Annotated in this window: 24 protein-coding genes; 10 read left to right on the top strand and 14 right to left on the bottom strand. The window is 61.2% G+C overall.

The features are described from left to right. The first annotated feature begins 12 nt into the window (after positions 1–12). Positions 13–954 carry an ATP-binding cassette domain-containing protein gene (locus tag J2129_RS07495; RefSeq protein WP_209630272.1) on the top strand — a complete coding sequence of 314 codons (942 nt, stop codon included), beginning with the start codon at positions 13–15 and terminating at the stop codon, positions 952–954. A 2-nt stretch (positions 955–956) separates the two neighbouring features. After that, complete coding sequence (locus tag J2129_RS07490; protein ID WP_209630271.1) at positions 957–1,793, top strand: ABC transporter permease; 837 nt, start codon at positions 957–959, stop codon at positions 1,791–1,793. Between the two features lie 11 nt (positions 1,794–1,804). Here J2129_RS07490 and J2129_RS07485 read toward each other — a convergent pair whose 3' ends face one another. The 3 genes from J2129_RS07485 to J2129_RS07475 all read right to left on the bottom strand — a co-directional run bounded on the left by J2129_RS07485 (position 1,805) and on the right by J2129_RS07475 (position 6,484). Continuing rightward, complete coding sequence (locus tag J2129_RS07485; protein ID WP_209630270.1) at positions 1,805–3,604, bottom strand: beta-propeller domain-containing protein; 1,800 nt, start codon at positions 3,602–3,604, stop codon at positions 1,805–1,807. A 315-nt stretch (positions 3,605–3,919) separates the two neighbouring features. After that, the gene (locus J2129_RS07480) at positions 3,920–5,149 is read right to left on the bottom strand and encodes a DNA methyltransferase (RefSeq protein WP_209630269.1); all 1,230 of its coding nucleotides are present in this window, start codon (positions 5,147–5,149) and stop codon (positions 3,920–3,922) included. Positions 5,150–5,365: 216 nt separating this feature from the next. After that, positions 5,366–6,484, bottom strand: a complete 1,119-nt coding sequence (locus J2129_RS07475) for a TIGR04084 family radical SAM/SPASM domain-containing protein (protein ID WP_209630268.1) — start codon at positions 6,482–6,484, stop codon at positions 5,366–5,368. Positions 6,485–6,658: 174 nt separating this feature from the next. Between J2129_RS07475 and ablA the strand changes: the two genes are divergently transcribed. Genes ablA through J2129_RS07455 form a run of 4 tightly spaced genes read left to right on the top strand, consistent with a single transcriptional unit; the run spans position 6,659 to position 9,737 of the window. Next, positions 6,659–7,972 (top strand): lysine 2,3-aminomutase, encoded by a 1,314-nt coding sequence (gene ablA / locus J2129_RS07470; RefSeq protein ID WP_209630267.1) that lies wholly within the window; start codon positions 6,659–6,661, stop codon positions 7,970–7,972. After that, positions 7,965–8,792 carry a putative beta-lysine N-acetyltransferase gene (gene ablB, locus J2129_RS07465; RefSeq protein WP_209630266.1) on the top strand — a complete coding sequence of 276 codons (828 nt, stop codon included), beginning with the start codon at positions 7,965–7,967 and terminating at the stop codon, positions 8,790–8,792. The genes ablA and ablB overlap by 8 nt, the downstream gene beginning before the upstream one ends. A gap of 33 nt (positions 8,793–8,825) precedes the next feature. Then, positions 8,826–8,987, top strand: coding sequence for a rubredoxin (locus tag J2129_RS07460; RefSeq protein WP_209630265.1), 162 nt, complete (start codon positions 8,826–8,828; stop codon positions 8,985–8,987). Then, positions 8,988–9,737 (top strand): hypothetical protein, encoded by a 750-nt coding sequence (locus J2129_RS07455; protein WP_209630264.1) that lies wholly within the window; start codon positions 8,988–8,990, stop codon positions 9,735–9,737. A gap of 839 nt (positions 9,738–10,576) precedes the next feature. On the opposite strand, the gene J2129_RS07450 is transcribed toward J2129_RS07455, so the two are convergent. Both J2129_RS07450 and J2129_RS07445 read right to left on the bottom strand, forming a co-directional pair. After that, positions 10,577–11,134: a flavodoxin family protein gene (locus tag J2129_RS07450; RefSeq protein ID WP_209630263.1), complete on the bottom strand. Its 558-nt coding sequence runs from the start codon at positions 11,132–11,134 to the stop codon at positions 10,577–10,579. An 81-nt stretch (positions 11,135–11,215) separates the two neighbouring features. Next, positions 11,216–11,866, bottom strand: a complete 651-nt coding sequence (locus tag J2129_RS07445) for a protease inhibitor I42 family protein (protein ID WP_209630262.1) — start codon at positions 11,864–11,866, stop codon at positions 11,216–11,218. Between the two features lie 297 nt (positions 11,867–12,163). On the opposite strand from J2129_RS07445, the gene J2129_RS07440 reads away from it, so the two are divergent. Together J2129_RS07440 and J2129_RS07435 are read left to right on the top strand one after the other, a co-directional pair. Further along, positions 12,164–12,646, top strand: a complete 483-nt coding sequence (locus tag J2129_RS07440; protein WP_209630261.1) for a response regulator — start codon at positions 12,164–12,166, stop codon at positions 12,644–12,646. A 54-nt stretch (positions 12,647–12,700) separates the two neighbouring features. Beyond that, positions 12,701–12,979, top strand: coding sequence for a peptidylprolyl isomerase (locus tag J2129_RS07435; protein WP_209630260.1), 279 nt, complete (start codon positions 12,701–12,703; stop codon positions 12,977–12,979). 407 nt (positions 12,980–13,386) lie between these two features. Here the strand turns inward: J2129_RS07435 and ruvB are convergent, their stop codons facing one another. The 7 genes from ruvB to J2129_RS07400 form a co-directional block, all read right to left on the bottom strand. Then, complete coding sequence (ruvB, locus tag J2129_RS07430; protein WP_209630259.1) at positions 13,387–14,373, bottom strand: Holliday junction branch migration DNA helicase RuvB; 987 nt, start codon at positions 14,371–14,373, stop codon at positions 13,387–13,389. Continuing rightward, positions 14,370–14,966 (bottom strand): Holliday junction branch migration protein RuvA, encoded by a 597-nt coding sequence (gene ruvA, locus J2129_RS07425; RefSeq protein WP_209630258.1) that lies wholly within the window; start codon positions 14,964–14,966, stop codon positions 14,370–14,372. Before ruvA ends, ruvB begins: the two co-directional genes overlap by 4 nt. 1 nt (position 14,967) lies before the next feature. Then, a complete protein-coding gene (gene ruvC, locus J2129_RS07420) occupies positions 14,968–15,483 on the bottom strand; it encodes a crossover junction endodeoxyribonuclease RuvC (protein ID WP_348632310.1) in 516 nt (171 codons plus the stop codon). A gap of 721 nt (positions 15,484–16,204) precedes the next feature. Next, positions 16,205–17,431, bottom strand: coding sequence for an MFS transporter (locus tag J2129_RS07415; RefSeq protein ID WP_348632309.1), 1,227 nt, complete (start codon positions 17,429–17,431; stop codon positions 16,205–16,207). Positions 17,432–17,505: 74 nt separating this feature from the next. Further along, positions 17,506–19,323: a molecular chaperone DnaK gene (dnaK, locus tag J2129_RS07410; RefSeq protein ID WP_209630257.1), complete on the bottom strand. Its 1,818-nt coding sequence runs from the start codon at positions 19,321–19,323 to the stop codon at positions 17,506–17,508. A 332-nt stretch (positions 19,324–19,655) separates the two neighbouring features. Further along, positions 19,656–20,330: a phosphoribosyltransferase gene (locus J2129_RS07405; RefSeq protein ID WP_209630256.1), complete on the bottom strand. Its 675-nt coding sequence runs from the start codon at positions 20,328–20,330 to the stop codon at positions 19,656–19,658. A gap of 151 nt (positions 20,331–20,481) precedes the next feature. Beyond that, positions 20,482–20,694: a KTSC domain-containing protein gene (locus J2129_RS07400; RefSeq protein ID WP_209630255.1), complete on the bottom strand. Its 213-nt coding sequence runs from the start codon at positions 20,692–20,694 to the stop codon at positions 20,482–20,484. A 332-nt stretch (positions 20,695–21,026) separates the two neighbouring features. Here J2129_RS07400 and J2129_RS07395 point away from each other — a divergent pair, with 332 nt between their 5' ends. Together J2129_RS07395 and J2129_RS07390 are read left to right on the top strand one after the other, a co-directional pair. Continuing rightward, complete coding sequence (locus J2129_RS07395) at positions 21,027–21,263, top strand: hypothetical protein (protein WP_209630254.1); 237 nt, start codon at positions 21,027–21,029, stop codon at positions 21,261–21,263. Further along, the gene (locus J2129_RS07390; protein WP_209630253.1) at positions 21,250–21,480 is read left to right on the top strand and encodes a hypothetical protein; all 231 of its coding nucleotides are present in this window, start codon (positions 21,250–21,252) and stop codon (positions 21,478–21,480) included. The genes J2129_RS07395 and J2129_RS07390 overlap by 14 nt, the downstream gene beginning before the upstream one ends. Positions 21,481–22,019: 539 nt before the next feature. Here J2129_RS07390 and J2129_RS07385 read toward each other — a convergent pair. Beyond that, positions 22,020–22,310: a hypothetical protein gene (locus tag J2129_RS07385; RefSeq protein WP_209630252.1), complete on the bottom strand. Its 291-nt coding sequence runs from the start codon at positions 22,308–22,310 to the stop codon at positions 22,020–22,022. A gap of 348 nt (positions 22,311–22,658) precedes the next feature. After that, a complete protein-coding gene (locus tag J2129_RS07380) occupies positions 22,659–24,011 on the bottom strand; it encodes a DNA cytosine methyltransferase (protein WP_209630251.1) in 1,353 nt (450 codons plus the stop codon). Positions 24,012–24,045 lie beyond the last annotated feature (34 nt).

The following is a 24,045-nucleotide window of genomic DNA, read 5'->3' as shown; positions in this document are numbered from 1 at the left end:
GAATGAGGGACGATGGCGGGGGTCATCGAGGTGGAGGGACTCGAACACACCTTCGGGACGGTGAAGGCGGTGCAGGGGATCGGTTTCACCGTCGAGGAAGGGGAGATCTTCTCTTTTCTCGGGCCGAACGGCGCCGGGAAGAGCACGGTGATCAACGTGCTCACCACCCTCCTCCCCCTCCAGACCGGGCGGGCCATGGTGGCGGGGTTCGACGTGGCGGCCGACCCCGACCGGGTGCGGGAGGCGATCGGGATCGTCTTCCAGGAGGTCACCCTCGACCGCGACATGACCGTCGGCGAGACCCTGGAGTTCCACGGCCGCCTGTACGGCATGGAGAAAGAGGAGAGGAGGAGACGTATCGACGACCTCCTCGCCCTCGTCGACCTGACCGAGAAGAGAGATGTGCTCACCCGCCATCTCTCCGGCGGGATGAAACGCCGGCTCGAGATCGCCCGCGGCCTCCTGACCCGCCCGAAGGTGCTCTTCCTGGACGAACCGACCATCGGCCTTGACCCCAGGACGCGCCGGCGGATCTGGGAGGCGATCCGTGAAGTGAACCGGGCCGGGACGACGATCTTCCTGACCACCCATTACATGGACGAGGCCGACCACCTCTCCGACCGGATCAGCCTCGTCGACGGCGGGCGGATCGTCCTGCAGGGCCGGCCCGTCGAGTTGAAAAACGCCCTCGGCCAGGACCTCATCTACCTGGAGACCGCGGAGAAGACGGAAGCGGCGGCGGTGCTCGCGGCGATGCCCGCGGTGAAGGAGGTGCGGGAGAAGCCGAAAGGCGTGCTCCTCATGACGGCAGAGGACGGCACCCGCCTCCTCCCCGACGTCATGGCGGCGATGGCCAGGGCCGGGATCAGGGTCACGGCGGTGAACATGAAGAAGCCCTCGATGGACGACGTCTTCGTCCACTTCACCGGGCGGGCGCTCGTCGGGGAGACGTAGCGATGGATCTCCGCTTTCTCACCATCACCTGGCGCGACCTTCTGCGGTTCGTCCGCTTCAAGTCGGTCCTGGTCGCCTCGCTCCTCCAGCCCGCCCTCTGGCTCGCCTTCTTCGGGATCGGGATGGCAAGTTCCTTCGACCGGTTCGCCCCGGCCGCCGCCGTCGTACCCGGCATGGTGACGGTCGGCTACCTCACCTTCATGTGCGCCGGGGTGATCGCCCTGACCACTCTGTTCACGAGCCTGTACGGCGGGATCATCTTCCTCTTCGACAAGAACTGGGGGCTCTTGAGGGAGATCGTTGCAAGTCCTCTCCCCCGCGGCAGCATCATCGTCGGCATCGCCCTCTCGGGTGTCACCAAGTCCTACCTCCAGGCGATCGTCATCACCGGGTTCGGGCTCCTCCTCGGCGTCGAGTTTTTCGCGGGTTTCGGGGCGGTGGAGACGGTGGCGGCCGTCGCGGGGATGCTCGTCTTCGTCGGCGTCTTCGCCCTCGGGTTCCTCTTCCTCTCCTCGGCGATCGCGGTCACGATGGAGACCCCCGAAGGACTGCAGGCGGTGATCACCCTCCTCACCCTCCCGATCTTCTTTGCCTCGAACGCCCTGTACCCGACGGCCACCCTGCCCGACGCCCTCAGGGCCCTGGCAGCGGCAAACCCCCTGACCCATCTCATCACCGGGCTCAGGTACTTTGCCATCGGGCCTGACTTCAGCGCCCTCGGTGTCCGCTATGTGACGACGGCCGTGGATGTCGTCTTCTCATTGTGTGTCCTCCTCGTCTTTGCCGCCCTCACCTTTCTCCTTGCCCGCTGGCGTTTTGCACGCGTCTCGGTGACCTGAGCATGGGGGCGTCAGGCACTGATCTCGGGGGGTAGGGGCATCCCGCCGGTCTGCACCGGGGGTGCCGCCGGCGACTCGCCGATGACAACCGCCCCGGTGCGGGTGCAGTCGGGAAGAGAGGTCAGGACGATGGAGAGGTCGGAGACGGTGGCCAGAGTCTCGTCGAAGCGCACCGTCCTCTTCACCCTCCCGTCCCAGGAGGATTCATGAGTGATGGTGCCGGTATGGTCGATACCCTCCTCCTCAGAGAGCGTAAAGACATATGCCCCGTTCCAGGGAGAGGAAGAGACGGGATAATAATTCTGTCCGTGGTCGTACACCGGGAGGACGAGGACGCCGCGCTTCTCGTCGAAGAAGAAGGCCTTATGGTCGTCAAGGGCCGGGGACTGTGTCGTCCTGGTGCCGATGATCGCCGTGTCGATGACGGCCGGGGCCGAGACATTGCCGACCTCGAAGAGGGCGACCTTCAGGCCGCCGGTGACGGTGCCGCCCCACTCGTTCACCGAGGTCTCCCGGCCGACGCCGATGAGGCAGTGGTCGCCGCAGGGGTGGAGGTACTCGGAGTAGCCAGGGATCTTCAGGGCACCGAGGACGACGGGCGTTGGTCCTGAGAGATCGATGACAAAGAGGGGGTCGATCTGTTTGAAGGTGACGAGGTAGAGGCGGTCACCCATGAAACGGGACGCATAGATCCGCTCGCCCGGGGCGATCCCCTCGAGGGCGCCCTGCACTTCCATCTGGTCGTCGAGGAGGTAGACCCCGCTCGTGCTGTTGTTCTGGAAGGCCGTCGTCGCCACCCTCAGGGTGTCGCCGGCCTCGTCCATGGAGAACTGGTCCTTCACCGTGCCGTTGACCATGCCGGTTGCCACATAGGCGGCGCCCCTTTGTGTGAGGGCGAAGCGGTGGATGACCGACTCGCCTATCGGGTGGTCAGGGTAGGCGAGATAGAGATTTTTTTCTGAGACGTACATCGTCCCTCCTTCGCCGAGGAGGAAGGAGACTGCCGAGGCCTCGTCCCCGCCCGCAACCGGGAAGGAGGCGAGGGTGTGGAAGGCGTAATACTGCTGGGGCACCGGCGGGGTGTAGATGGGCGGGCGGACGCCGCCGGCTTCGGGCAGGGGATAGTCCGGGGGCTCCGGGTATTCCACGGTCATGAGCCAGACCTCGCCGTCGATGAGCCGCGCCTCCTCATAATTGCCGGTGATGGTGATGTTCTCGATGAGGCGAGGGGCCGCCCGGTCCTGCACCGACCAGATCTGGGCCGAGGTCACGGTCCTGTGCACCGGGACCGGGGCGACGCTCCCCTCCGGGGTGACAAGGTCGTCCTGGACCTCCTCGGTGAAGACGACGAGACGGTCGCCTTCCAGGAAGAGTGCCTGCGGCCTCCCGTCCACGGCGGCCCGTCCGACGACGGCCGCCTCATCTGCCGGGACGGCACGGACGATCACCACCTCGCCGTCCCTGAGGAGGTAAAGATATTGTCCATCATTTTTGACGATGTCGGCCTCGTCCACCCCGGCGACCTGGACGTTTGTCGAGGAGTAGTCGACCGCCCCGTCTGATTCGATCAGGGGTGCGGTGGCGGGGGCGAGCGGGGCGTCGGTCGAGATTTCAGGTCCGGGGCCTGTGGTGTGGGTCGTGTCGCGCGAGGCATGGGCTTTGAGGAACTTGATCACCTCGTCGTCAGAGGCGAAGGTCTGCAACCCGCTCTCGTCGATCTCTTTCCCGTCGTCGGGGAGGACGAGCACAAACCCGGAGGCGAGGATGATCAGAAAGGCCCCGAGGAGGGGCAGGAGGATCCAGCGGTCCATGGGGGATCATGGGGGTGGCGATATATATCTGGATCGATATCTGCGAATTTTTTCGGAGTCTTCCCTGTTTATTTCGGTGCGGGCTTCGAGGTCATCGCGGAAGGATTCACGGCCGCCACCATTCTCCAGATCAGAGCAGATTTTTAGGTTGTGTCAAATTCGGCATGAGTCGAGAGCACGTCTCAGGCATACTGGATGAAAATTACTTTGGGCTTGTGGAGTATGCACGGATCCATGCTCTACTCTTTGAACCGGACACCTGGTGGGGCCACCACTCAACCGCCCCCCCGGGTACTCCCACCCCGAAAAAAATCTTCAACAGCGCTCAGGTTTTCTGAAGAGGACGATCCGGTTCGTGTTCGTCCCGCCCCGGTTGTTCCTGATCCCCCAGATATTCGAGGTCTTGGTGAAGGCCTGGGTGTTGACCATCACCCCCTCGGGCAGGAACCCGGCCCTTGCCCCGAGCGGGACGACGTGCTCGTCAAGGGCGACGCGGCCGTTGCGCACCTCGCCGACCTCGAAGGCGACCCATCCTCCGGGCCTGGTCACTCTGAAAAGTTCGGCAAAGACCAGGCCCATCGTCTCCTCCCACCCCTCGACGCTCCTCGCCGTGGTGATCCCCTCGTCGATCGCCTCTGCGTCCAGGCCGTTGAACCAGCACCTGAGCCAGTTGTCCCTGGCGTACTGGACGATGTCGAGGAACGGGGGCGAGGTGACGGTGAGGGCGACTGAACCTGAAGGGATGGCGGGCGTCGAGGCGGCGTCGCCGGTGAGGAAGAGGGCGTCCTCCCCGGCGCGGCGGAGGGCCGCAAGGTCGTCCTCGTTCAACCGCCCGAGGAGCCGCCTGGACTTCCTGAGGATGAGGGCGTGGGTGTCGCGGTACTCAGGCACCTGACCGCGTTTTCTGTTGATCCGCCGCTGGCTCTCAGGCGAGACCGCCTGGTTGGGCGGGAGAGTGTAGACCGAGAAGAACCCGCGTGAGTGCCCGGTGAGCCTGGTGGTCGCCACCATCCTGATCCAGCGGTCGACGGCGTCCTCCGCCTCGCCCCTGCCGGTGAGGTACGCACTGAGGGCGACCAGTTCCCCCTCGGTCCCTGGATGATAGAACATCGAGAGGTCGGTCCCGGCGCACAACCCCACCCCCCGCGGGACCTCTTCGAGGCGCGCCTCCACCTCGTCGAGGTCTGGCGGGGAGAGACGAGGCCGCGCCAGGATCTCGGAGAGTGGGTTTGCGTCATTGGCGGCGACACGCCGGCCGAGAAGTGCGGCCTCCACCGCCGTCGTCCCCCGCCCGCTGAATGGATCGTAGACAAGGTCTCCTGGCCCGGTAAATCGGGCGATGAAAAACCGCGGGAGCTGGGGCTTGAAGCACGCCCTGTACGAGACCTCATGGATCGACGACGCCTGCCTCTGGCGCGCCGTCCAGAACTCGTTGGCGTACCGCGGGACAGTCATCCCGCCGCAGGTCACCTCGTCGCGGACGGTCGGCGTCCCGTCGGCAGCGGTGAACGCCTCAAGGTAGTCGTCGAGGGGGGTCGGTCGCATCAAAGAATATCTCTCTTCCTGAGTACCTGAAGGCTTCGATCAGGGAGGGCCGGAAAACTTCTTCCGCTAGGGGTTTCCATCCCTTCGAAAAAATCCGTCGGGATCTTCCAGACCATGGACTCAGTTGAAACTCTCGATTCCGATTCCTCTTCTCATGGCCAGAGTAGTGACAGGAACAGAGCACTTCACCACCTCCCCTTCACCCTTCCGAATCGGTCACGGGATGATCTCGCACCCATTGTAGCGCTCGAACGAGAAGTCGTCGAGGGTCACGACCTCGTCCTGGATCAATTCCCTGATCTCGGGAAGGACCGCGACGACGGCGTCACGGAGGTTTCGGACCGTCCCGCAGACCAGGCGCCGTCCCTCCGCAGGCCAGGGGTTGAGGACGTTGGAGTACAGGCACCGCCCCCCGCAGAACCCGGCAAGGTCGCAGGTGGTACAGGCCCCGCCGACCGGAACCGCGGGCAGGTCCTGCGGTCTGGTCTCCGCCACATGCCCGAGGTACCATTCCTTCATCCCGACCATGCAGGGACACGGGATGATCGTCCCGTCGGTCATGACAGTGTAGTTCGCATACCCGCATCCGCATCGCAGGCGGCTCTCCTGGCCCAGGAGGAGGTCCTCGGTCACGCCAAGGAAGGGGTACCATTTCGGGACTGTCCCCTCTTCCCTCATCCTCTCCACCCAGCGGGTGGCCAGACGGCGGATGCCCGGATTGTACGACTCCGCCGCCCAGCGCCCGAAGTCACGCGTCGAGTAGTCGCCCCAGAAGTTGGCATCGATCTGCCAGTGGATGGACGAGAACGAATGGTCGGGGTTCTCTGAGAGGGCGAGGACCGCCTCCTCGATATCGGTCTCCTCCGTGATCGTCATCCTGGCGATGAGTTCGCCGGAATACCCCCCGTCGAGGAGGGCATGGACGTTCTCCATCACCCGCCGGTAGACCCCGTCCCCGCGGTGGGCGTCGGTGAGGGCTTCGGGTCCGTCGATGGAGACGAGGACTGTCGAGAACTGGTTTCTATACTCTGGTTCCAGCCGGTCGAGGCGCATGGCATTGGTCTGGAGCATGAACCCCTCGACCGGGGCGTGGTCCATCACCTCTCTGACCAGGTCGAGGCGCATCAGCGGTTCGCCGCCATAGAAGGTGAGGACTGCGTCGGGGTCTTCTGCGAGGAACTGGTAGAGGTCGCCGAGGTCGAAGGAGAGTTCAGGCGGGACGTCCTCGTCGAAGGTCACCCCCTCCCCGAAGGGGTCGCACTCCTCGAAGTCCTTGGCCCGGCAGTATGAGCAGCAGAGGTTGCAGGCGTCGGTGAGGATGAGGTGGTAATACATCTGCGCCCTACAGGTGTGCGGCGGATCCCGATAAATCCCTCCGCGTGAGGCCGGGGGGCCGGTCACCGTGGAGGGATTCACGGGAGAGGTAGTTTTCAAAAAACCATTCTATAAAAAAATATGCCCGACATTATATCTATTATATGGAATATAGCTCGGGGACGGAGCGCATACATGACCGCCGACACGACGACAGCACATGAGATCGCCATGCGGATCGATGCCGATACGGCCGTTGCCAGGTGGAAAGACTGGCGCTGGCAGGTCAGTCACTCGGTCCGGGAGATCAAGACCTTTGAACGAGCTCTCGGGATCACCTTCCCGCCCGAGGAACGATCTGAACTGGAGCGGACCGTCGAGCGGTTCCCACTCTGCGTCACCCCCTATTATCTCTCTCTCATCGACCCCGAGGACTTCAGAAACGATCCCGTTTTCATGCAGTGTTTTCCCTCGGTCAGGGAACTCGAGGTGGAAGACTACGACCTCGCAGACCCCCTGGCCGAGGACGTCGACATGACGGCGCCCTGCATCACCCACCGCTATCCCGACCGGGTGCTCTTCCTGGTCTCGAATATCTGTGCGATGTACTGCCGACACTGCACGAGAAAACGGAAGGTCGGCGACATCGACTCGGTCCCGGCCAGGAAGGAGATCGAGGCCGGGCTTGCCTATATCAGGGAGCACTCCGAGGTGCGCGACGTCCTCCTCTCTGGCGGCGACCCCCTCATGCTCCCTGACGAGACCCTCGACTGGGTCCTCACCGAACTCGACGCCATCGAACACGTGGAGGTGGTGCGGATCGGCACCCGCGTGCCGGTCGTCCTCCCGTACCGGGTCACCCCCGCCCTCGCCCAGATGCTTGCCCGCCACCACCCCCTCTGGATCAACACCCACTTCAACCACCCCAAGGAGTTCACCCCTTCTTCAGAGGCGGCGCTCGGCAGACTTGCCGACGCTGGCATCCCCCTCGGCAACCAGACTGTCCTTCTCGCCAATGTCAACGACTGCCCCAGGCTCCAGCGGACCCTTGCGCACAAATTGGTCCGGAACCGGGTCCGCCCGTATTATCTCTACCAGTGCGACCTCTCTGAGGGACTCTCGCATTTCAGGACCTCGGTCGCGAAGGGGATCGAGATCATCGAGAACCTGGTCGGGCACACGAGCGGGTTTGCGGTTCCCACCTATGTGGTCGACGCACCAGGGGGCGGGGGCAAGATCCCGCTGATGCCGACGTACGTCCTCTCCTGGGCCGACAACAAGGTGGTGCTGCGCAACTACGAGGGGGTGATCACCACCTACCAGGAACCAAAGGACTACCGCCCGGTCTACTGCGACGGGAACTGCGTGGAGTGTACCCTCCAGCTTAAGGAAGAGAGTGCCGAAGAACCGGGGCCGGTCGGGATCGCCAAGATCCTCTCCGACCTCGACGAGACCTCGACGCTGGTCCCTGAGCACACCGAGCGGATGGAGCGGCGCATTGATGCCTGATGCGGTGGTGACCATCGGCGGATCGCGGGTCCAGCATGGTCAGGCCAACAACCGGGTCTACCTGCTCAGTCTCGACCCTACCGACCGTGCGATGATGCCTGGCCGACTCCTGGACCTTGCACGAGAACACGGCTACACCAGGGTCTTCTGCCGTGTCCGGGGGGGCGCCCTGGAGGCGTTTCTCAGGGCCGGGTACCAGGTGGAGGGGCGGGTGCCAGGGCTCTTTGGTGGTGTGGAAGATGGATATTTTCTCGGGTATTTTCTCGACCCGGAACGGGCCAGGAGCGATGTGGCGGCCCCGGTGCTCTCCGGCACCGGGCCCGGCCATCCCGACCGCCCCCTCCCGGAGAGTTTTCAGATGAGGGAGGCGGGTGAAGAGGACGCGTCTGCCCTGGCCGCCCTCTATGAAGAGACCTTTGCGACCTACCCCTTCCCGATCGACGACCCCGCATACCTCAGGTCGGCGATGAGAGATTCGGTCAGGTTCTTCGTTGTCGAGCACGAGGGGCAGGTGGTCGGGGCCTCCTCGGCCGAGATGGACCTGGCAGGAAAAAACGTGGAGATGACCGACTTTGCGGTCAGTCCGTCCTGCCGCGGGGCAGGGCTCTCGGTGCACCTTCTGCACCTGATGGAGGCCGAGATGCGACAGGCCGGGATGATCGTCGCCTATACTCTCGCACGGGCGGCGTGGCCCCCGGTCACTCGCCTCTTTGCAGGGGCCGGGTATCGGTATGGCGGTACCCTCGTCAACAACACCCAGATCTGCGGGCGGTGCGAGTCGATGCATCTGTGGTACCGGCGCCTGGACCGACCCGCATAAGGCATATATGATGGTATCGCCATTGGGGGAAGTATGCGGATGTATAAGTGCACGAAGTGCGGCTATCTCTATAACCCCAAAAGCGGGGACTATACCCAGGGCATCGCCCCGAACACCTCCTTCGAGGACCTGCCTGAGAACTGGGTCTGTCCCAGGTGCAACGCCCCCAAGAGTGCCTTCGAACCCGTCGATTAGATGAACCAGAAGATTGGTCGGGTCGCCTGCGTCGATATGGAGTTCGGGCATATCTACGGGACGCACCGCGGTCTGGTCATGCCCATCGAGGTCGGGGCGGTCATCTATGATCCCATGACCGACCGGGCGGAGTTTGCCGGGTGGAGTTCAAGATACGACATCGAGGTCGAGGTCTGGCTGAACACGACCGACGCCCTCGGCCGGAAGACCGGGGTGGCGACCCATGTGGTGAACCGGGGGAAGACACACTCTGCCCGCGCATACAACCCGCGTCACCGCCTCGACCGCAAAGAATGGCGGGCGGCGCGGGAGACTGTGGCGGCGTCCTTCCACGACCTCAGGGAATTCATGGAACGGCTCTGCCAGAAAAAGGAGGTGGAGAGATTCTCGTTCTTCGCGAAGAATATGGAATGCAGGGCCTTTGAGATGGCGGGGTTCGACCTTGCACCATACCGCTGCACCGACCTCCAGCGCGATATCAAGACGGCCCTCCAGATGAAAGACTTCCTCTCCCTTGACCGTTCGGCCTGCATCATCGGGTTCGAAGCGGAGAAAGGGGGAATACGGTCGAACCGTTTCTCATATGCAGTGCCTGACCGCTACCTCCCGTCCATCCGCCCGCACTCTGCGGTCGGGGACGCCGCCAGGATCTTCCTGCTTGGCCGCGAGTTTTATACCGGCACCGAGCGGTTCCTCTCTGAGGCGGAGTCCTACCTGACCAGGTGTGAAAGGGAAGAGTCCCCTGCCTGAGGTCGTGTGCGAGGATTTGTCTTCTCCCTTTCCTCGGTGCTTTCAGCCTCTGAAAATCCTCATCACTACAAATATTGGTCAAAGAAGGCAGGCAGATCGATTGAGAAATGTATTCCCCTCTGATCACAGGATAGCAGTCCTCCACGAATCACCCCCGGGAAGTGGCATCATCAAACTCTTGGGGACGTTGTGACTCACTCGCCCTCCCATAGTCTCTTGTCAGGGGTGCGTGCCGCCCTGCCCTCCAGGAAGAGGATGAGGTCGGGAAGGCGGAGCTGATGAACATGAAGAGGGATTGTCATCGGGCTCTGTAGAATCATGCATGAACCCCTGGTTCGCGCATACGCGATTGCACATGATCGTGGGTCTCGGGGGGGTGTGGACCTGTGTTCCCCCTTGAGCGCAGGACACCACGGGGGGCGCCTCATTGCCGCCCCTCCCGGTGCGAGACATCAGTGAAGATCCTGCGATGAGGGCGGCACGTCGGATCATCACGCCTTCCCACACAATAGGTGGGGGGTTACCATGAAAATGATCTGACGATCCTCTCTTCAGGTTTGCATGAGAGTGTGAACTCTCCATATCCCGTTGAAGCCAATACACAGAGGATAGAAAATTCTTCTGATGGATCGGCCGCCCCAAATCCTCAAATCTTTCCTGCCATCTCGCGCCGGGGGCTCTGCCTCCGGACCCCCACGACGAGGATAAGGGAGCGGCCATGGAACACGATCCCCGCCGATTCTCCTCTCTTGAAAAAGAGCGATCAAGCAACGAGAAATGTTCACCCCATATGCGTGAGCCAGAGGTTCATGCCCATTCTACAGAGCCAGGATTCGAGTTCATCCTGAGACAAGATTCCTCCCCAGTTCATAGGCCCGCTGCATGAGTCCCCTGTCCTTTGCGGCGTCGCCGAGGTCGATGAGTCCTGCCCCGACGAGGGGCGCCGCCACCTCGATCCCGAAGAACTCCAGGGTGACCGCGAGATGGGTGGCCATGGGGCCGTAGACGTCGGGGTTCGGGTCGCCCTGCGCAAGGATGATCGCCGCCTTCTTGCCTGGGCTGAGCCTGGGGGAGAACCCGGGGCCCATGAAGGCGTACCACCGGTCGATGAAACTCTTGGTGATCCCGCTCACCATCCCGAAGTAGACCGGCGAGCCCAGGATGATCCCGTCGGCCTCCTCGATCATCGGGTACAGCCCGGCCATGTCGTCCTCGAGTTTGCACTCCCCGCTCTCATTGCAGAAGCCGCACCCCTGGCAGTCAAGGAAGGCGGCATCATTGAGGTAGACCAGGGTCGTCTCGGCCCCGGCGTCCTCCGCACCCTGGAGGGCCTCCCTGACCAGCACCTCGGTGTTCCCGCCAGGCCGCGGGCTCCCGACAAACGCAGTGACCTTCATGATCTCTCTCCTGGGGGAGGCATGCCTCTCCTCCTATATCAATCAGACGCGAAAAAAAGGGGACGGTGGTCTTGAGGCGCTTCAGGCGGTGGGGACGACGGTGAGCGCGAGGGTGAAGTTCTCCTCGGTCCCGGTCGTGTTCTCCCACGGGCGCGTGTAGATCGCAGAGAAGGTCTGGTCCCCTTCGCAGGTGGCCTCAAGGAGCCAGGTGCGGGTGCCGCCGACACCGACCATGCCCTCGGGGTGAGGGTCGGTGGTGTAGGTGTCGTTGATGAGGTTCAGCCCGTCAGAGAGGGTGGCGTTCCACTCGTATCCGGTCGTCGGGTTCTCCCTCAGGTCGACCTGCACGATGCTCCCGGCCGCCACCTCGACAGAGGTGTTGTCCGCGGTCTCGTTGAAGACAAAGTCGGGCGTGGTCATGGCGGCGCGGTAGACCTCCCATGCGTCCATCTCAGTGCCGTTCTCGAAGATGCAGACACCGTGCTCGTTTCCGTCGGCGTCCGTTCTGATCTCATACCCATAGCCCCTCTCCTCGCACCAGACCGCGGCAGGGTTTGGCATTCCGATGGTCTCGTTCTCGGTCGGCGTCGGGGCCGGGGTCTCGTTCGTCGTCGTCTCAGGCACAGGTGTTGTCTGGGGAGTCTCTTTCTGGTCTGCCGAGGTGCATCCTGCACCGATCAGGCAGGCGGCAAGGACCAGGAGGACGGCTCCCGCAAGGGCCTTTGTGTTCATACCTACTTTCTGATCTTCATCAGGAATAAACAATTCCTTGACTTCGAAGATTTTCACACCAATACCAGGGGTCTCAGGTGGTCTGGGGGGATTGACCGCGAGGGAAATAGAATTGGCCTCTTGAGAAGAGATGAGATATGAATATAGTGTATATTTTATCGAATTTCTCTTTCACAGGGCTCTCCCACCAGGGAAGATGAGAAATTTCTCTGGAACGCCTGGGCGACGAGATATGTTCTTTCAAGCAGGCAGTTAAATGCGAAATATTTTAATAATTGTATATATTATTACCACATCATGCCCCCATACCCCCCTGCTGAGGTCCGCGTACTTGTGGTGGACGACGATCCCTGGTTGCTTGGGGTGATCAGGATATTCCTTGAAAATACCGGCATTTTCGTCGTTTCCCGGGAGACCTCCGCGAAAGAGGCGTTATACGCCCTTGAGACCGAATATTTCGACGTCTGTATCTCGGACTATGATATGCCAGGCATGAACGGGGTCCAGTTCATCAGGACGATGCGAGAGGACGGGTATGACATCCCGTGTATCCTGATGACCGGTGACCGGCGCAAAAAGGTCCATGCCGCCGCCCTCGGTGCCGGGGCGTGGTGCGTGGTCCAGAAAGGCGGGAAAGGTCCGGTCTTTTTCAATGAACTTGCAGAGGCCGTCAGAGAGGCTGTAGAGAAGCATCGTGCCGGTCGCTATCCAGGAGTCGGGAGCGGTGACACCGGCCGGGACACCCATGCGCTTGTCAGGGGAGGGGCGGATGTGTCCTGAACCTGCCCTTCGTTGACGTACGCATTCATATCCCCTGGCGTCTCACCTCTCTGTATGGTACAGTGCAACGCATCCCATATCCTGGTCGGGAGCATGCCCGAGGCACAGGAACTGATTGAGCGGATCAAGTCGGGCGAGGACTTCGAGGCCCTGGCACGCAAGCATTCCATCTGCCCGTCAGGGCGGGACGGGGGCAAACTCGGATGGTTCGGGAAGGGGCAGATGGTCGCGCCTTTCGAGAAGGCCGCCTTTGCCGGGAAGGCAGGCGAGGTCGTCGGTCCGGTGCAGACCCAGTTTGGCTGGCACGTGATCCGGATCGATGGCAAGAAATAATTTTTTTTGGTTCTGCGGAGTCTGGGATGAGTCTTGGGCTCACGCATGTGAGATGAAGATTTTTCATCACAGATTCGCAGGGGTATGGAAGGATCTCTGGTCCTTCTTCTCGCTCCATGACAAGCGGTGTGAACATTTCATCATCGCCGACTCCGCTCATCTTCGTCAGCGGGGGTTTGAAAGGGGACACTCGCCCCCCGGTGCGAGACCACGGAGGAAATCCTGCGATTGAGGGGCGGCACGCCTGATAATCACGCCTTCTATCGTCCTCACCTCAATCGTGTGGCGGGAGCCAGGGCGGCGGCCAGTCCCCCACCAGAGAGAACCGTCCAGAGGCTCTCTACAAGGCCGAAAATTTCAGTTCTGTAAAATTCTTTTTGATTGATGGCTCTTTCAGCCCGGGGTATTCAGGCCGACCTGATATGCCGCCGTGCGGCCTCGGTCGTCTCCCGGCCCTGCGGGGTCCGCTTGAGAAACCCGATCTGGATCAGGTAGGGTTCGTAGACCTCCTCGACTGTCCGCACTTCTTCGCCGATCGAGATGGCGATCGTCCTGGCCCCCACCGGTCCGCCGCCGAAATCATCTGTGATCACCGAGAGGATCCGCCGGTCCAGGTCGTCGAGGCCAAGGCGGTCGATGCCGAGCATCGTCAGTGCAAGGTCTGCGGTCTTGCCGTCGATGGTCCCGTCGCCCCTGACCATGGCAAAGTCCCGCACCCTCCTGAGCAGACGGTTTGCGATCCTTGGTGTCCCCCGACTCCGCGTTGCGATCTCACGCGCCCCGTCCCTGGTGACCGGGGTCTGCATGATGGCGGCGCTCCGCTGCACGATGCCCTCCAGGTCGGCCACCTCGTAGAGGTTGAGGCGGAAGACCAGGCCGAACCGGTCCCTGAGCGGAGAGCCCAGCAACCCCACCTTCGTCGTCGCCCCGATGAGCGTGAACTCCTCAAGGGGGAGGGGCACCGAACGCGCTCCTGGCCCCTCGCCGATCATCACGTCGATGCAATTGTCCTCCATCGCGGGGTACAGGATCTCCTCGACCACCGGGTTGAGGCGATGGATCTCGTCGATGAAAAGCACGTCGCCGCGGGAGAGCGCCGTCAGCTGGGCGGCAAGGTCGCCGGGACGGTCCAGCACCGGCCCCGAGGTGCTCCTGATCCCGACGCCCATCTCCCGCGCCACGATCCCGGCAAGGGTCGTCTTGCCAAGCCCGGGCGGTCCTGAGAAGAGGATGTGGTCAAGAGATTCTCCCCGTTTTTTTGCCGCCTCGATGGCGATGGCAAGGGTCTCTTTGATCTGCGCCTGGCCCACGAACTCGTCCAGGGACCCTGGTCTGATCCCGGCCTCGTCGGTCTCGCCGGGAAGCGTGCCAGGTGAAGGGAGGCGTTCGTTCATGCCGACCCCCTCTCCCGCAGGTGTGTCAAGGCCGCACGGATCAGGGCCTGCACCGTCTGGTCGGGCACGGCCTCCAGGGCGGTGTCGACTGCCTCTTCGGCTTCGTGCGGTGAGAACCCGAGCGAGACAAGGGCGCTTACTGCGTCTCGGGCTTCAGATGAATGTTTTTCGAGAGAAAGAGTCTCCACGCGTTTCTTCATCTTCTCCTTCAACTCAAGGATGAGCCGTTTCGCACTCTTGGGCCCGATCCCGGGGATCCGGGTGAGCACCTTCTCGTCGTCATTGACGATGGCAAGGGCGAACTCCTCGAACGAGACCTGGGAGAGGATGTTCATGGCGATCTGCGGGCCGATCCCGCGGACCCCGATCAGGACTGTGAAGAGTTCGAGTTCGCCCGGATGCAGGAACCCGAAGAGCTGGATGTCGTCGTCACGGACCGCCATGTGCGTGTGGAGCATGACGCGGCCCTCTGCCCCCTTGAGACGTGCCAGAGCGGGGCCGGTCACCTGCACCCGGTAGCCCACGCCGCCGACATCGATCACCACCCATCGGTCGCCGGTGGATGCCAGTTCTCCAGAGAGGTGTGCGATCATCTTATCCGACCATATTGATGTGGCAGAGGGCGATGGCAAGACCGTCGGCGGTGTCGTCTGGCCGCGGCACTTCCTGCAGCCTGAGAAGCCGCCGCATCATCTCCTGTACCTGGTGTTTCTCGGCACGTCCCGACCCGGTGACCGCCTGTTTGATCTGGTTGGGGGTATACTCGGCGATCGGGATCGTGTGCTGTTCGGCGGCGAGGAGGAGGATGCCCCGTGCCTCGCTCACGCGCATGGCCGTGGTGACGTTTTTCGAGAAGAAGAGCTTTTCCAGGACGACCCACGTGGGGTCGTACTCCTCGAAGAGGGCGGATACCCGCTCGTAGATCTCCAGCAGACGCTCGGACTGACTGCAGTCGGGACTGGTCTCGATACAACCGTAGTCCAGTGGTACAGGGAACCGGCCCTCTTTTTGGAGGATTCCATACCCGGTCCTCGCCACCCCTGGATCAATACCGATCACGATCATGGTCACGTTCAGTAAGGAGTACTCCGTGCTCCTGGTTGATACCATTTATGGGCTCTGTTGGACCCCTCTTCTGGGTGGGAAGAGGGGGGCGGCATGTCTCCAGGCAGAACTCTTGAGGGGGAGGTATCATGAAAAATCAGTTCTGTAGAAATTCTCCTGATGATGCTCTCTCCGTTGGTGGGCGTCAAATCTCTCTTCAGATTCCAGGGTGTGCCTCCCGCTCCTATCTTCCTCCCGGGGGTCCGGGGGTGAAACCCCCGGCGGGAGGCTATGGGAAGGCATGATGATCCGACGTGCTGCCCCCAGCGTATAGACTCTTTACCCCCGTCTCGCCCCGGAGGGCGTTGCCCCCGGACCCCTCGGAGAGAGGATAGGCAGTGGGCGGCACGATGCAGGATTCCTGGCCGGTCCCTGGTCACAAAGAGAATGACCACAGATCCTCTCACGCCCCGGAACCCTGTGACATGAAATTTTAGCTTTGTAGAAACCCTCCCTCATTCTTGGTGTGAGCGTGACTCACCTCCCTTCCCTCATCTTCTCGCCTAGGGCGCTGCCCCCAGATCCCCGTGATGAAGATTGGGGTGGGAAGGCTGAATAGACGATCCTGAAAGACGGGATTGCTGTCCTCGACCAATAATCGTGTGGCGGGGGGGGTCAGGGGGCAACGCCCCCGTCGAAGAGATTCATCAAGAGGATTTCTACAGAGCCGAAATTTTCGTCACGTATGCGTGAGCCCGAGGTTCATGCTCGATTCTACAGAACTGAATTATACGGTATTCGCTTTCCTCCGCTGTTGCCTCCCGACCAGGACGAAGAGGGCGACGACGGCCAGGGCGAGGGCCGCCGGGACGGCGAACCCGGCCGCATACCCGACGCTCCCGATGACGATCCCGGCGATGAGCGGGCCTGAGGCATGGCCGATGTCCATGATCGAACTGAGCGCCCCGACCGAGGCGCCGAGTTCGTGGGTGCGGGCGACGTCGGCGACATAGGCGCCGGTCGAGACGGTGACCAGGGAGAGGGCGAGGCCGAAGAGGATCCCGATCGCCATCACCACCGGCACGGCGGCGGTGAGGGGGACGGCGGCGATGCACCCGGCGATCGCGAGGAGGCCGAGCACGATCTGCGCCCGCCGGCCGGTGCGGTCGGAGAGCGCCCCGAAGAAGGGTTTGGAGAGGGCGATGGCCAGCACCTGGAGGGCGAAGAGGAGGCCGATGAGGTATTCCTGCACCCCGGCGCCGGTGAGGTAGAGGGGAAGCCAGGTCTCGAAGATCCCGAAGGCGAAGTAGGTCGCCATCTCCACCAGGGCGGTGGAGAGGAGGAGACGGTTTTTCCCGAAGCCTGCGAGGCGTTCCCAGAACTCTCTCAGGGTGACGCGGGTTTTGTCACCGTCGGACGCCCCTTCTTCCTTGATCCCGAGGATGAGGAGGACGACCGGGAGCGAGGCAAGGAAGGCGGCGACATAGACGACCTGATAGTTCAGGAGCCCGGCCGAGGCCGCAAAGACCGAGATGAGGATGCCGCCCACGAGCGGGGCGATCGTCCGTCCGACCAGGGTGGCCGAGGAGTAGATCCCGCTCTTCTCCCCCTTCGCATCAGGGTAGGCGGCGTAGATCATCATCGCGGCGACCGGGCCGAGGATGGCGGTCGCGAGGCCATGGAAGAACCTGATCGGGATGAGCCAGAGGGGGTCGACGACGAGGAGGTACAGGAGCGGGGCGGAGAGGAAGACGGCTCCCGAGGCGAGCAGAAGCCGCCGCGGCCCGATGCGGTCGGCCATCACCCCGACCGGGAAGGAGAAGAGGATCCCGGCCGCGGGGGAGACGAAGGCGATGAGCCCGATCATCGTCTCGTCCGCACCAAGAGCACTGGAGAAGAGGGGGAGCACGGGATTTTTCGAGATGGTCGTGGAGAAGATCGCGAAGAATCCGATGATCGAGAGATAGGTGATGAGGGAGGGCCCTGCCCGTCTGAGTTTTGTCGGTTGCACCACTGCGGTCACCAGAGTAATGAAAAATAGGTGCTGGCGACTGTAAATCTATCGGAGGGGCGAGGGGGTCGTATCCCCTACTTTGCGTCTTTCATCCTGTACTCGGCGTCGTAGACCGTTCCTCCTCCCTGGCCGGGTGCCGCGGCCGCTTCCTGGTAGAGGACGCTCCCGGCCTCCTGGAGGACGGTCCGAAGCCTTTCCAGGCCGGCCCTGACGTCTTCGGTCTCACCCCCGGCAAGGGCGGCCTTCAGGTCGGCGAGGGCCGCCTCGACCTTCTCCCTCGGCCCTGAACCCATCCGCTCCCCAAGATCGGCGAGGGTTTTTTCTGCAGTGTAGACGAGGGCGTCGGCCTCGTTTCTCACCTCGATCTCCTCCTGCCGTCGCTGGTCCTCGGCCTCGTACTCCTCGGCCTCCTTCACCATCCGCTCGACCTCGGCCTCAGGGAGTTTGGTCGAGGCGGTGACGGTCATCTGCTGCTCTTTGCCGGTGGCGCGGTCCTGCGCTGAGACCGTGAGGATCCCTGAGGCGTCGATGTCGAAGGTGACCTCGATCTGCGGGATGCCCCTGGGCGCCGGCGGGATGCCGACGAGGTTGAACTGCCCGAGGCTCGTGTCGTCCTGCGCCATCGGGCGTTCGCCCTGGAGGACGTTGACGGTCACCGCGGTCTGGAGGTCGGCGGCGGTGGTGAAGACCTGACTCGTCCTGGTCGGGACCGTGGTGTTGCGCGGGATCAGGGCGGTCCTCACATGCCCGAGGGTCTCGATCCCGAGGGTGAGCGGGGTGACGTCCAGGAGGACCATGTCGGTGATCTCGCCGGCCAGGATCGCCCCCTGGACCGCCGCCCCGACGGCCACGCACTCCATCGGGTCGACGCCGTGCTCGGAGGGTCGGCCGGTCTTCTCCTCGACGAACTGTTTGACGACCGGCATCCTGGTCGGGCCGCCGACCAGGATCACCTTCCCGATCTCGTCCTTTGTCAGGTTTGCGTCGGCGAGGGCCCGGTCGAAGGGGGCGACGCACCGCTCGATGATGGGCCCGACCAGTCCCTCGAGTTTTGCACGGGTCAGTTTCATCACCAGGTGCTTTGGGCCCTCGGCCCCGCCGGTGATGTAGGGGAGGTTGATCTCGGTCTCCAGGACGGTCGAGAGTTCGATCTTCGCCCGCTCGGCCGCCTCTCTCAGGCGCTGCACGGCGATCCGGTCTTTGCGCAGGTCGACCCCCTCCTGCTTCTTGAACTCGTCGGCGATCCAGTCGATGACCGCCTGGTCCATGTCGGTGCCGCCAAGATGGGTGTCCCCTGCGGTCGAGAGCACCCGGAAGGTTCCTTCCCCGAACTCCATCAGCGTGACGTCCAGGGTGCCGCCGCCGAAGTCGAAGACCAGGATCTTCTGCTCGCCCTCCCTGTCCAGGCCGTAGGCCATCGAGGCGGCGGTCGGTTCGTTGATGAGGCGCACCACCTCAAGCCCCGCGATGGTCCCGGCGTCCTTTGTCGCCGTGCGCTGGTTGTCGTCGAAGTAGGCGGGGACGGTGATCACCGCCTTCGTCACCGGTTCGCCCAGGAAGCCCTCGGCGTCCCGCCTGATCTTTTTGAGAAGGAAGGCGGAGATCTGCTGGGGCGTGTAGTCGGTCCCATGGATGTGGTAGCGGTGGTCGGTCCCCATCTTCCGCTTTGCCGCCATCACCGTCCCTTCCGGGTTGGTCACCGCCTGTCGCCGGGCCGGTTCGCCGACAAGCATCTGTCCTTCTTTCGTAAAGGCGACGTACGACGGGAACATCTTCCCGGCCCAGGTCGCCCCCTCCGCGGACGGGACGATCGTCGGTTTCCCGCCGATCATCACTGCCGCCTGACTGTTCGAGGTCCCGAGATCGATCCCGATGATCTTCTGGTCTGACATGGACACATCCCCCTGTGGTCGTGGCGTCTAGGGGTGCTGTGGGGTGATAAGGGTTGCTGGTGGATGTATGGCCCCACATGAATTGCACCGATTTCCACGCGATTCTCCTGGTCGCTGTTCGGTGCGGCAGAGGGGGCCGGGGGGAACCATTACTTGCAGTAATATGTGCCCCTGACGGGCGGCTCTACTGCCTGTATTTAAGAGGATCCGGCAAACAGGTTCCATTCCTTCGGCTCTTCAAAAGACGGCCTGATCGGCCCCGGACCGGTGCGGCCGATCACAGAACGGAGGTCAGAACAGGCGTATCTGACCTGGTACGGGTGGCGCTCATCTCACCCCCCTTCCCACTCATGCCCTTGACGGTAGCGGTCCCCCTCCTCCTCTACGGCCTTTCCGAGCGCCAGGAGGTCGGCCAGGGCCTCCGCGACCTCGTCCTCGTTGGCATGGATCTCGTACCGGCGGGCGAGCGCCGCCCTGATCTCCGCCATGGTCAGGCCCTCGTCTGCGAGCACCTTCTCGGTGAAGCCCACCAGGTCTTCATGGAGTGCCCAGGGATAGACCACCCAGCGCCACCCGGCAAGGTACTCGGCATAATAGTCCGGGTCATACGAAGAGGTGCGCTTGTGCTGGAGCACGCCGGTCCTCACCTCCCGCGCCCCTTCTTTCTCCACGTACGCGACCGCATGTTCGAGGGTCTCGCCGGTGTCGGTGACGTCGTCGACGATGAGCACCGAGAGGTCTCCGACATCGGTCGCGAGCGGGTAGCGGACCACCGCTTTCTCTTTCTTTCTCGCCGCAGTCCCCCAGTGCTCGATCTTGATGCTGGTCAGGGTGTCGAGGAGGAGACGGTCGCAGACGATCCTGGCCGGGACGTACCCGCCGCGGCCGATGGCGATCACGAGGTCGGGGCGGTAGTCCGCGGCCTTCACCTCCGCCGCGAGGGCACGGGAGAGGCGGACGGCATGGTCCCAGGCGACGAGTTCGCAGGGGAACGATTCGGGGATCATGGATCCCCGGAGGGGGTGGGGGGATATAAAACCGGGGCACGGAGGGGAAGGGGGCGCTCGGGGTGCCGGTCACTCTGCCTTGCGTTCGATCCCGAGGAGGTGAAGACCTGGTCTGTTTCAAAGGCCCTGTGATCTTTTTTCCTGGTTCATCTTACCTGATCTTCCTGAAGTGATACCACTCTCTGACGTGCTCGTTGAAGTAGGTCCCGTGGGAAGGGGCCGCCATCAACGCCCGATAGACCGACTCCGGGACGTCGGAGTACTGGTAGAGAGAACTGTTCGTGAACTCGATCTCCAGGGTGCCGGAGAGAGCACTGTATCCGACCGATTTGATGGTGTCCGAGGTGACGGTTTGGCGCAACATGTATCTGACATTCATCTGTCGGGTAATATACCATTCTCTTCAGAAATTTTTCTCGAAGAGATCATCCCGGAACTCTCCAGGCTTCCTCCTCTCTGATGGAGGAGGGTGTTGAGCATTTCTGGAAGAAAGCACGTCGGTTCGAGGGGATGTTCACCCCGGGAGCGTTCCGGGATATACTCAGGAATAGTTTTTCAACGACCACGACCTGAAGGCCGGGGTCTGAGACTTTTTTGCCGGACTGTTCCGGTCCGGCGCTCCCCGGGGAGGGGGGGATAGAAAAAGCCATGTCATCTCACGCGTGTCACTCCATCAAGAGTCAGGAGGGAGAGAGGATGCACCGGACCGTCGCAGAAAAAATACCGGAGATCACAGAGATCTGCAGGACGCACCGCGTCAAAACGCTCGAACTCTTCGGGTCGGCGACCGGGGAGGGGTTCGACCCCGGTACGAGCGACCTCGAAGCACTCTTCGCCCGTCCCGTCGACCTGGTGGGGATGGCGCCCATCAAAAATCCCTATTTCAGAAAAGCGGTGGACGAGTCCAGGGTTCCGGTATATGCCGCCCCATGAGATCAGGAAGTACCTCTACGACGTGGCCGCGGCCTCCGAGCTGATCACGACATTTGTTGACGGGAAAACCTTCGACGATTACCGGAACGACCCGATGCTCCGTTCCGCAGTTGAATGTCAGTTCGAGAACGTTGAGGTCGTGTGGGGTATCGTCGAAAAGTACCTGTCCCCTCTTCGAAAACAGGTGGCGATGATGCTGGACGAAGGATCGTCCTGAACCGTCCCGCGGGCGACGCTATCATCCCCCTGCCGGCCGGGTCTTCTCCCTGCGGATCGACGACAAAGGGGGGGCTTCCTCAAAGGACTCACCCCCTTTGTCGGGGAGAAGGGGATCGCTTGCGACGAGGTCCGGGTGCTCGGGGCGCTGATGGACAATAGGTTTGGCGGCAGGTTCCTCTCCAGGCGCCGGCGGATGCGATGGGAGCGCACTCTGTTTGCATGGGTGCACCTGAGTGCATTGTCCTGCACTCCGGCATTGTCAATGAACGAATGGATTTTATGGTATTGATTGCAGATCGAATGGTTTTCACCCGATCTTTGCCGTCGTGTGCATCAGGACACCGATCGCACGCACACCCCCCCGGAGACCCTGACCGATCAGGGGTGCCGGGTGCTCTCCGGTTCTGGTGCAATATAGTACTATGAGAGAGAGAGATCTCTCTCTCCTCTCTATAATAGGTACTCTGGGGCCGTTCCTCTGTTCCTGTCTTCTGCATATTTTCGGTGCCATCCGGGTGCATTCCAGGTGCGAACGTGTTAACGTCCGGCGGGTCCGGCGTCCCTTCTCTGAAGGGGCCTTGTCCCGAAGAGGTCAGTGCCGGGTCGGTCGCCCTTCGACGTCCCGCGTATCGCGTTCGCGGTCCACATAGTCTTGAGCACCATCCTGGCCTCGAAGCCGAAGAGCCCGATGAGGGCGGCGGTGATGACGAGGGGCCAGGAGAAGGTTTCGTAGGTGCCGAAGGCGAGGACGAGGCCGGAGCAGAAGAGGAGCGGCCAGGCGAAGGCGAAGTGGAGGCGTAGAAGGTCGGCGTAGGCGCGGAGGGTCATGGGGGGATCCTGCGGTGAGGTTCGCGGGTGACGGATGTTTTTTGGAGATGGGTTTTCATAGGGCTTCGGGTCTGGGGTTCATCCGGGTTTCTGGTTTTTATTTTCTTTGGGGGCGATCTTGAGGGGGGGATGAGAAAGTTGACGTGGATGGTAGTGACCACCTGTCGAGGTGATAACCTAAAGACTTCATCTTCATATGGTGAAGATACGGGAAAAGTGGACTGTATGATCCCAGACGACGAGGTCTTATGTGAAGAAGGTTGTAGGGACTATCGTTCCCTTGTAGGTGGAGAAAAAAAGGGTGCGAGAGTGGTTAGAACCAGAGGATAATGTATCAGATGCATAGTTTTATTTGATTAGATCTGATGCACTTTTTTTATTTATATCATCAAGTATGATCGTTTTTCCATTTTTATACCATTGACGAGTTCTAACGTGGGATTGAATATATTTTATTCTGACGTTCTCACCAGGATCAGGATAGGGTTCCCAATTCCTCTCTTTCAGACTTTTCAGGTGTGAAATTATTACCTCGCCCGCAACCTTACCAAGGCGGACTGGAACCGCATTTCCGACTTGAGCATATTGTTGGGCCGTTGTCCCGACAAATTCCCATTCATCAGGAAACTCTTGAATCCGAGCATATTCTCTAAGTGTTAATGCACGGACTTCTTGAGGATGGCAAAGAGATGTGGAAGCGTGAGTTGGCAGCGTCATCAGTGTCGGGCAGGGAAGGTCGTAACTTAACCTCCTCCACCATCCGGACCTCCCACCTGTTGCATACCATGCTCTCCCCATAGACTTTTTCTGGTCTTCAACAGTGAGACTCCGCCAGTTTGAGCCCCCGGGTACTTTGCTAAGATAATATTTTTTTCTAGGGCTGAAATCTGATATGATTGGATTCTCTTCCTTTAGATCTCCTATCGCATCTCTGAGAGTTTTCCAAGGTTTAAGAGGTTGAACCTCTGAGTTGAGGACTTTACTCTGACCATTATTTGCCTGAGGAGAACAATGGGTGGGGTTTGGGAATTTAACTTGGGCGTGATATCTATTTCCAATGAAAAGGACTCTCTCGCGGATCTGAGGGGCCCCATAATTGACAGCATTTACCCCAAAACAGTCAAGACGATATGAACTGCCATTAATTTTTTTTAGATCCTCAGCAAAATGATGGACAAAGGATCCTGGTTTTTCGACATCTTCAAGGGGCGCTCCACCAAATTCAGGCCTTTCTGCAATGGGTCTATGCCTCAGAGCCGCAGACATCAACCCTCTTACATTTTCTATAAGGAAGAACCGAGGTTGGATATCCTTGATAAAACGCAAGTATTCCCAGAGCAATGTCCCACGAGGATCTTGGAGAGTTCCTCTCCTACCTGCCGTGCTAAATGGTTGACACGGCGGCCCTCCAGCGATTAGATCGACCTCTCCAGGTCGGAGACCAACAGAGTCTAATATGTCCTTTGGATTAATTTCATGAATATCTTCCTCAAATATTTTCAGATCCTTTGACAAAAGACCCTTTTCTTGGTTCAGACGAATCGTATCGCAAAAAACTTTCTCTTTTTCTACGCAGGCGATTATTTCAAATTGACTTGTACATTGGAGGCCGAGGTCAAGGCCCATTGCTCCAGAAAATAATGATATTACTTTGAACTTAGTCTGTGAAGGCTTGGGGGTAGGGGGGGTTTGACCGAGCATTCTGTCACCAATACAGTAAAAAATATTCAATAAC

Source organism: Methanofollis sp. W23 (assembly GCF_017875325.1).
In the GTDB taxonomy this organism is placed as follows: Archaea; Halobacteriota; Methanomicrobia; order Methanomicrobiales; family Methanofollaceae; genus Methanofollis.
This window is presented reverse-complemented; position numbering and strand designations above follow the sequence as displayed.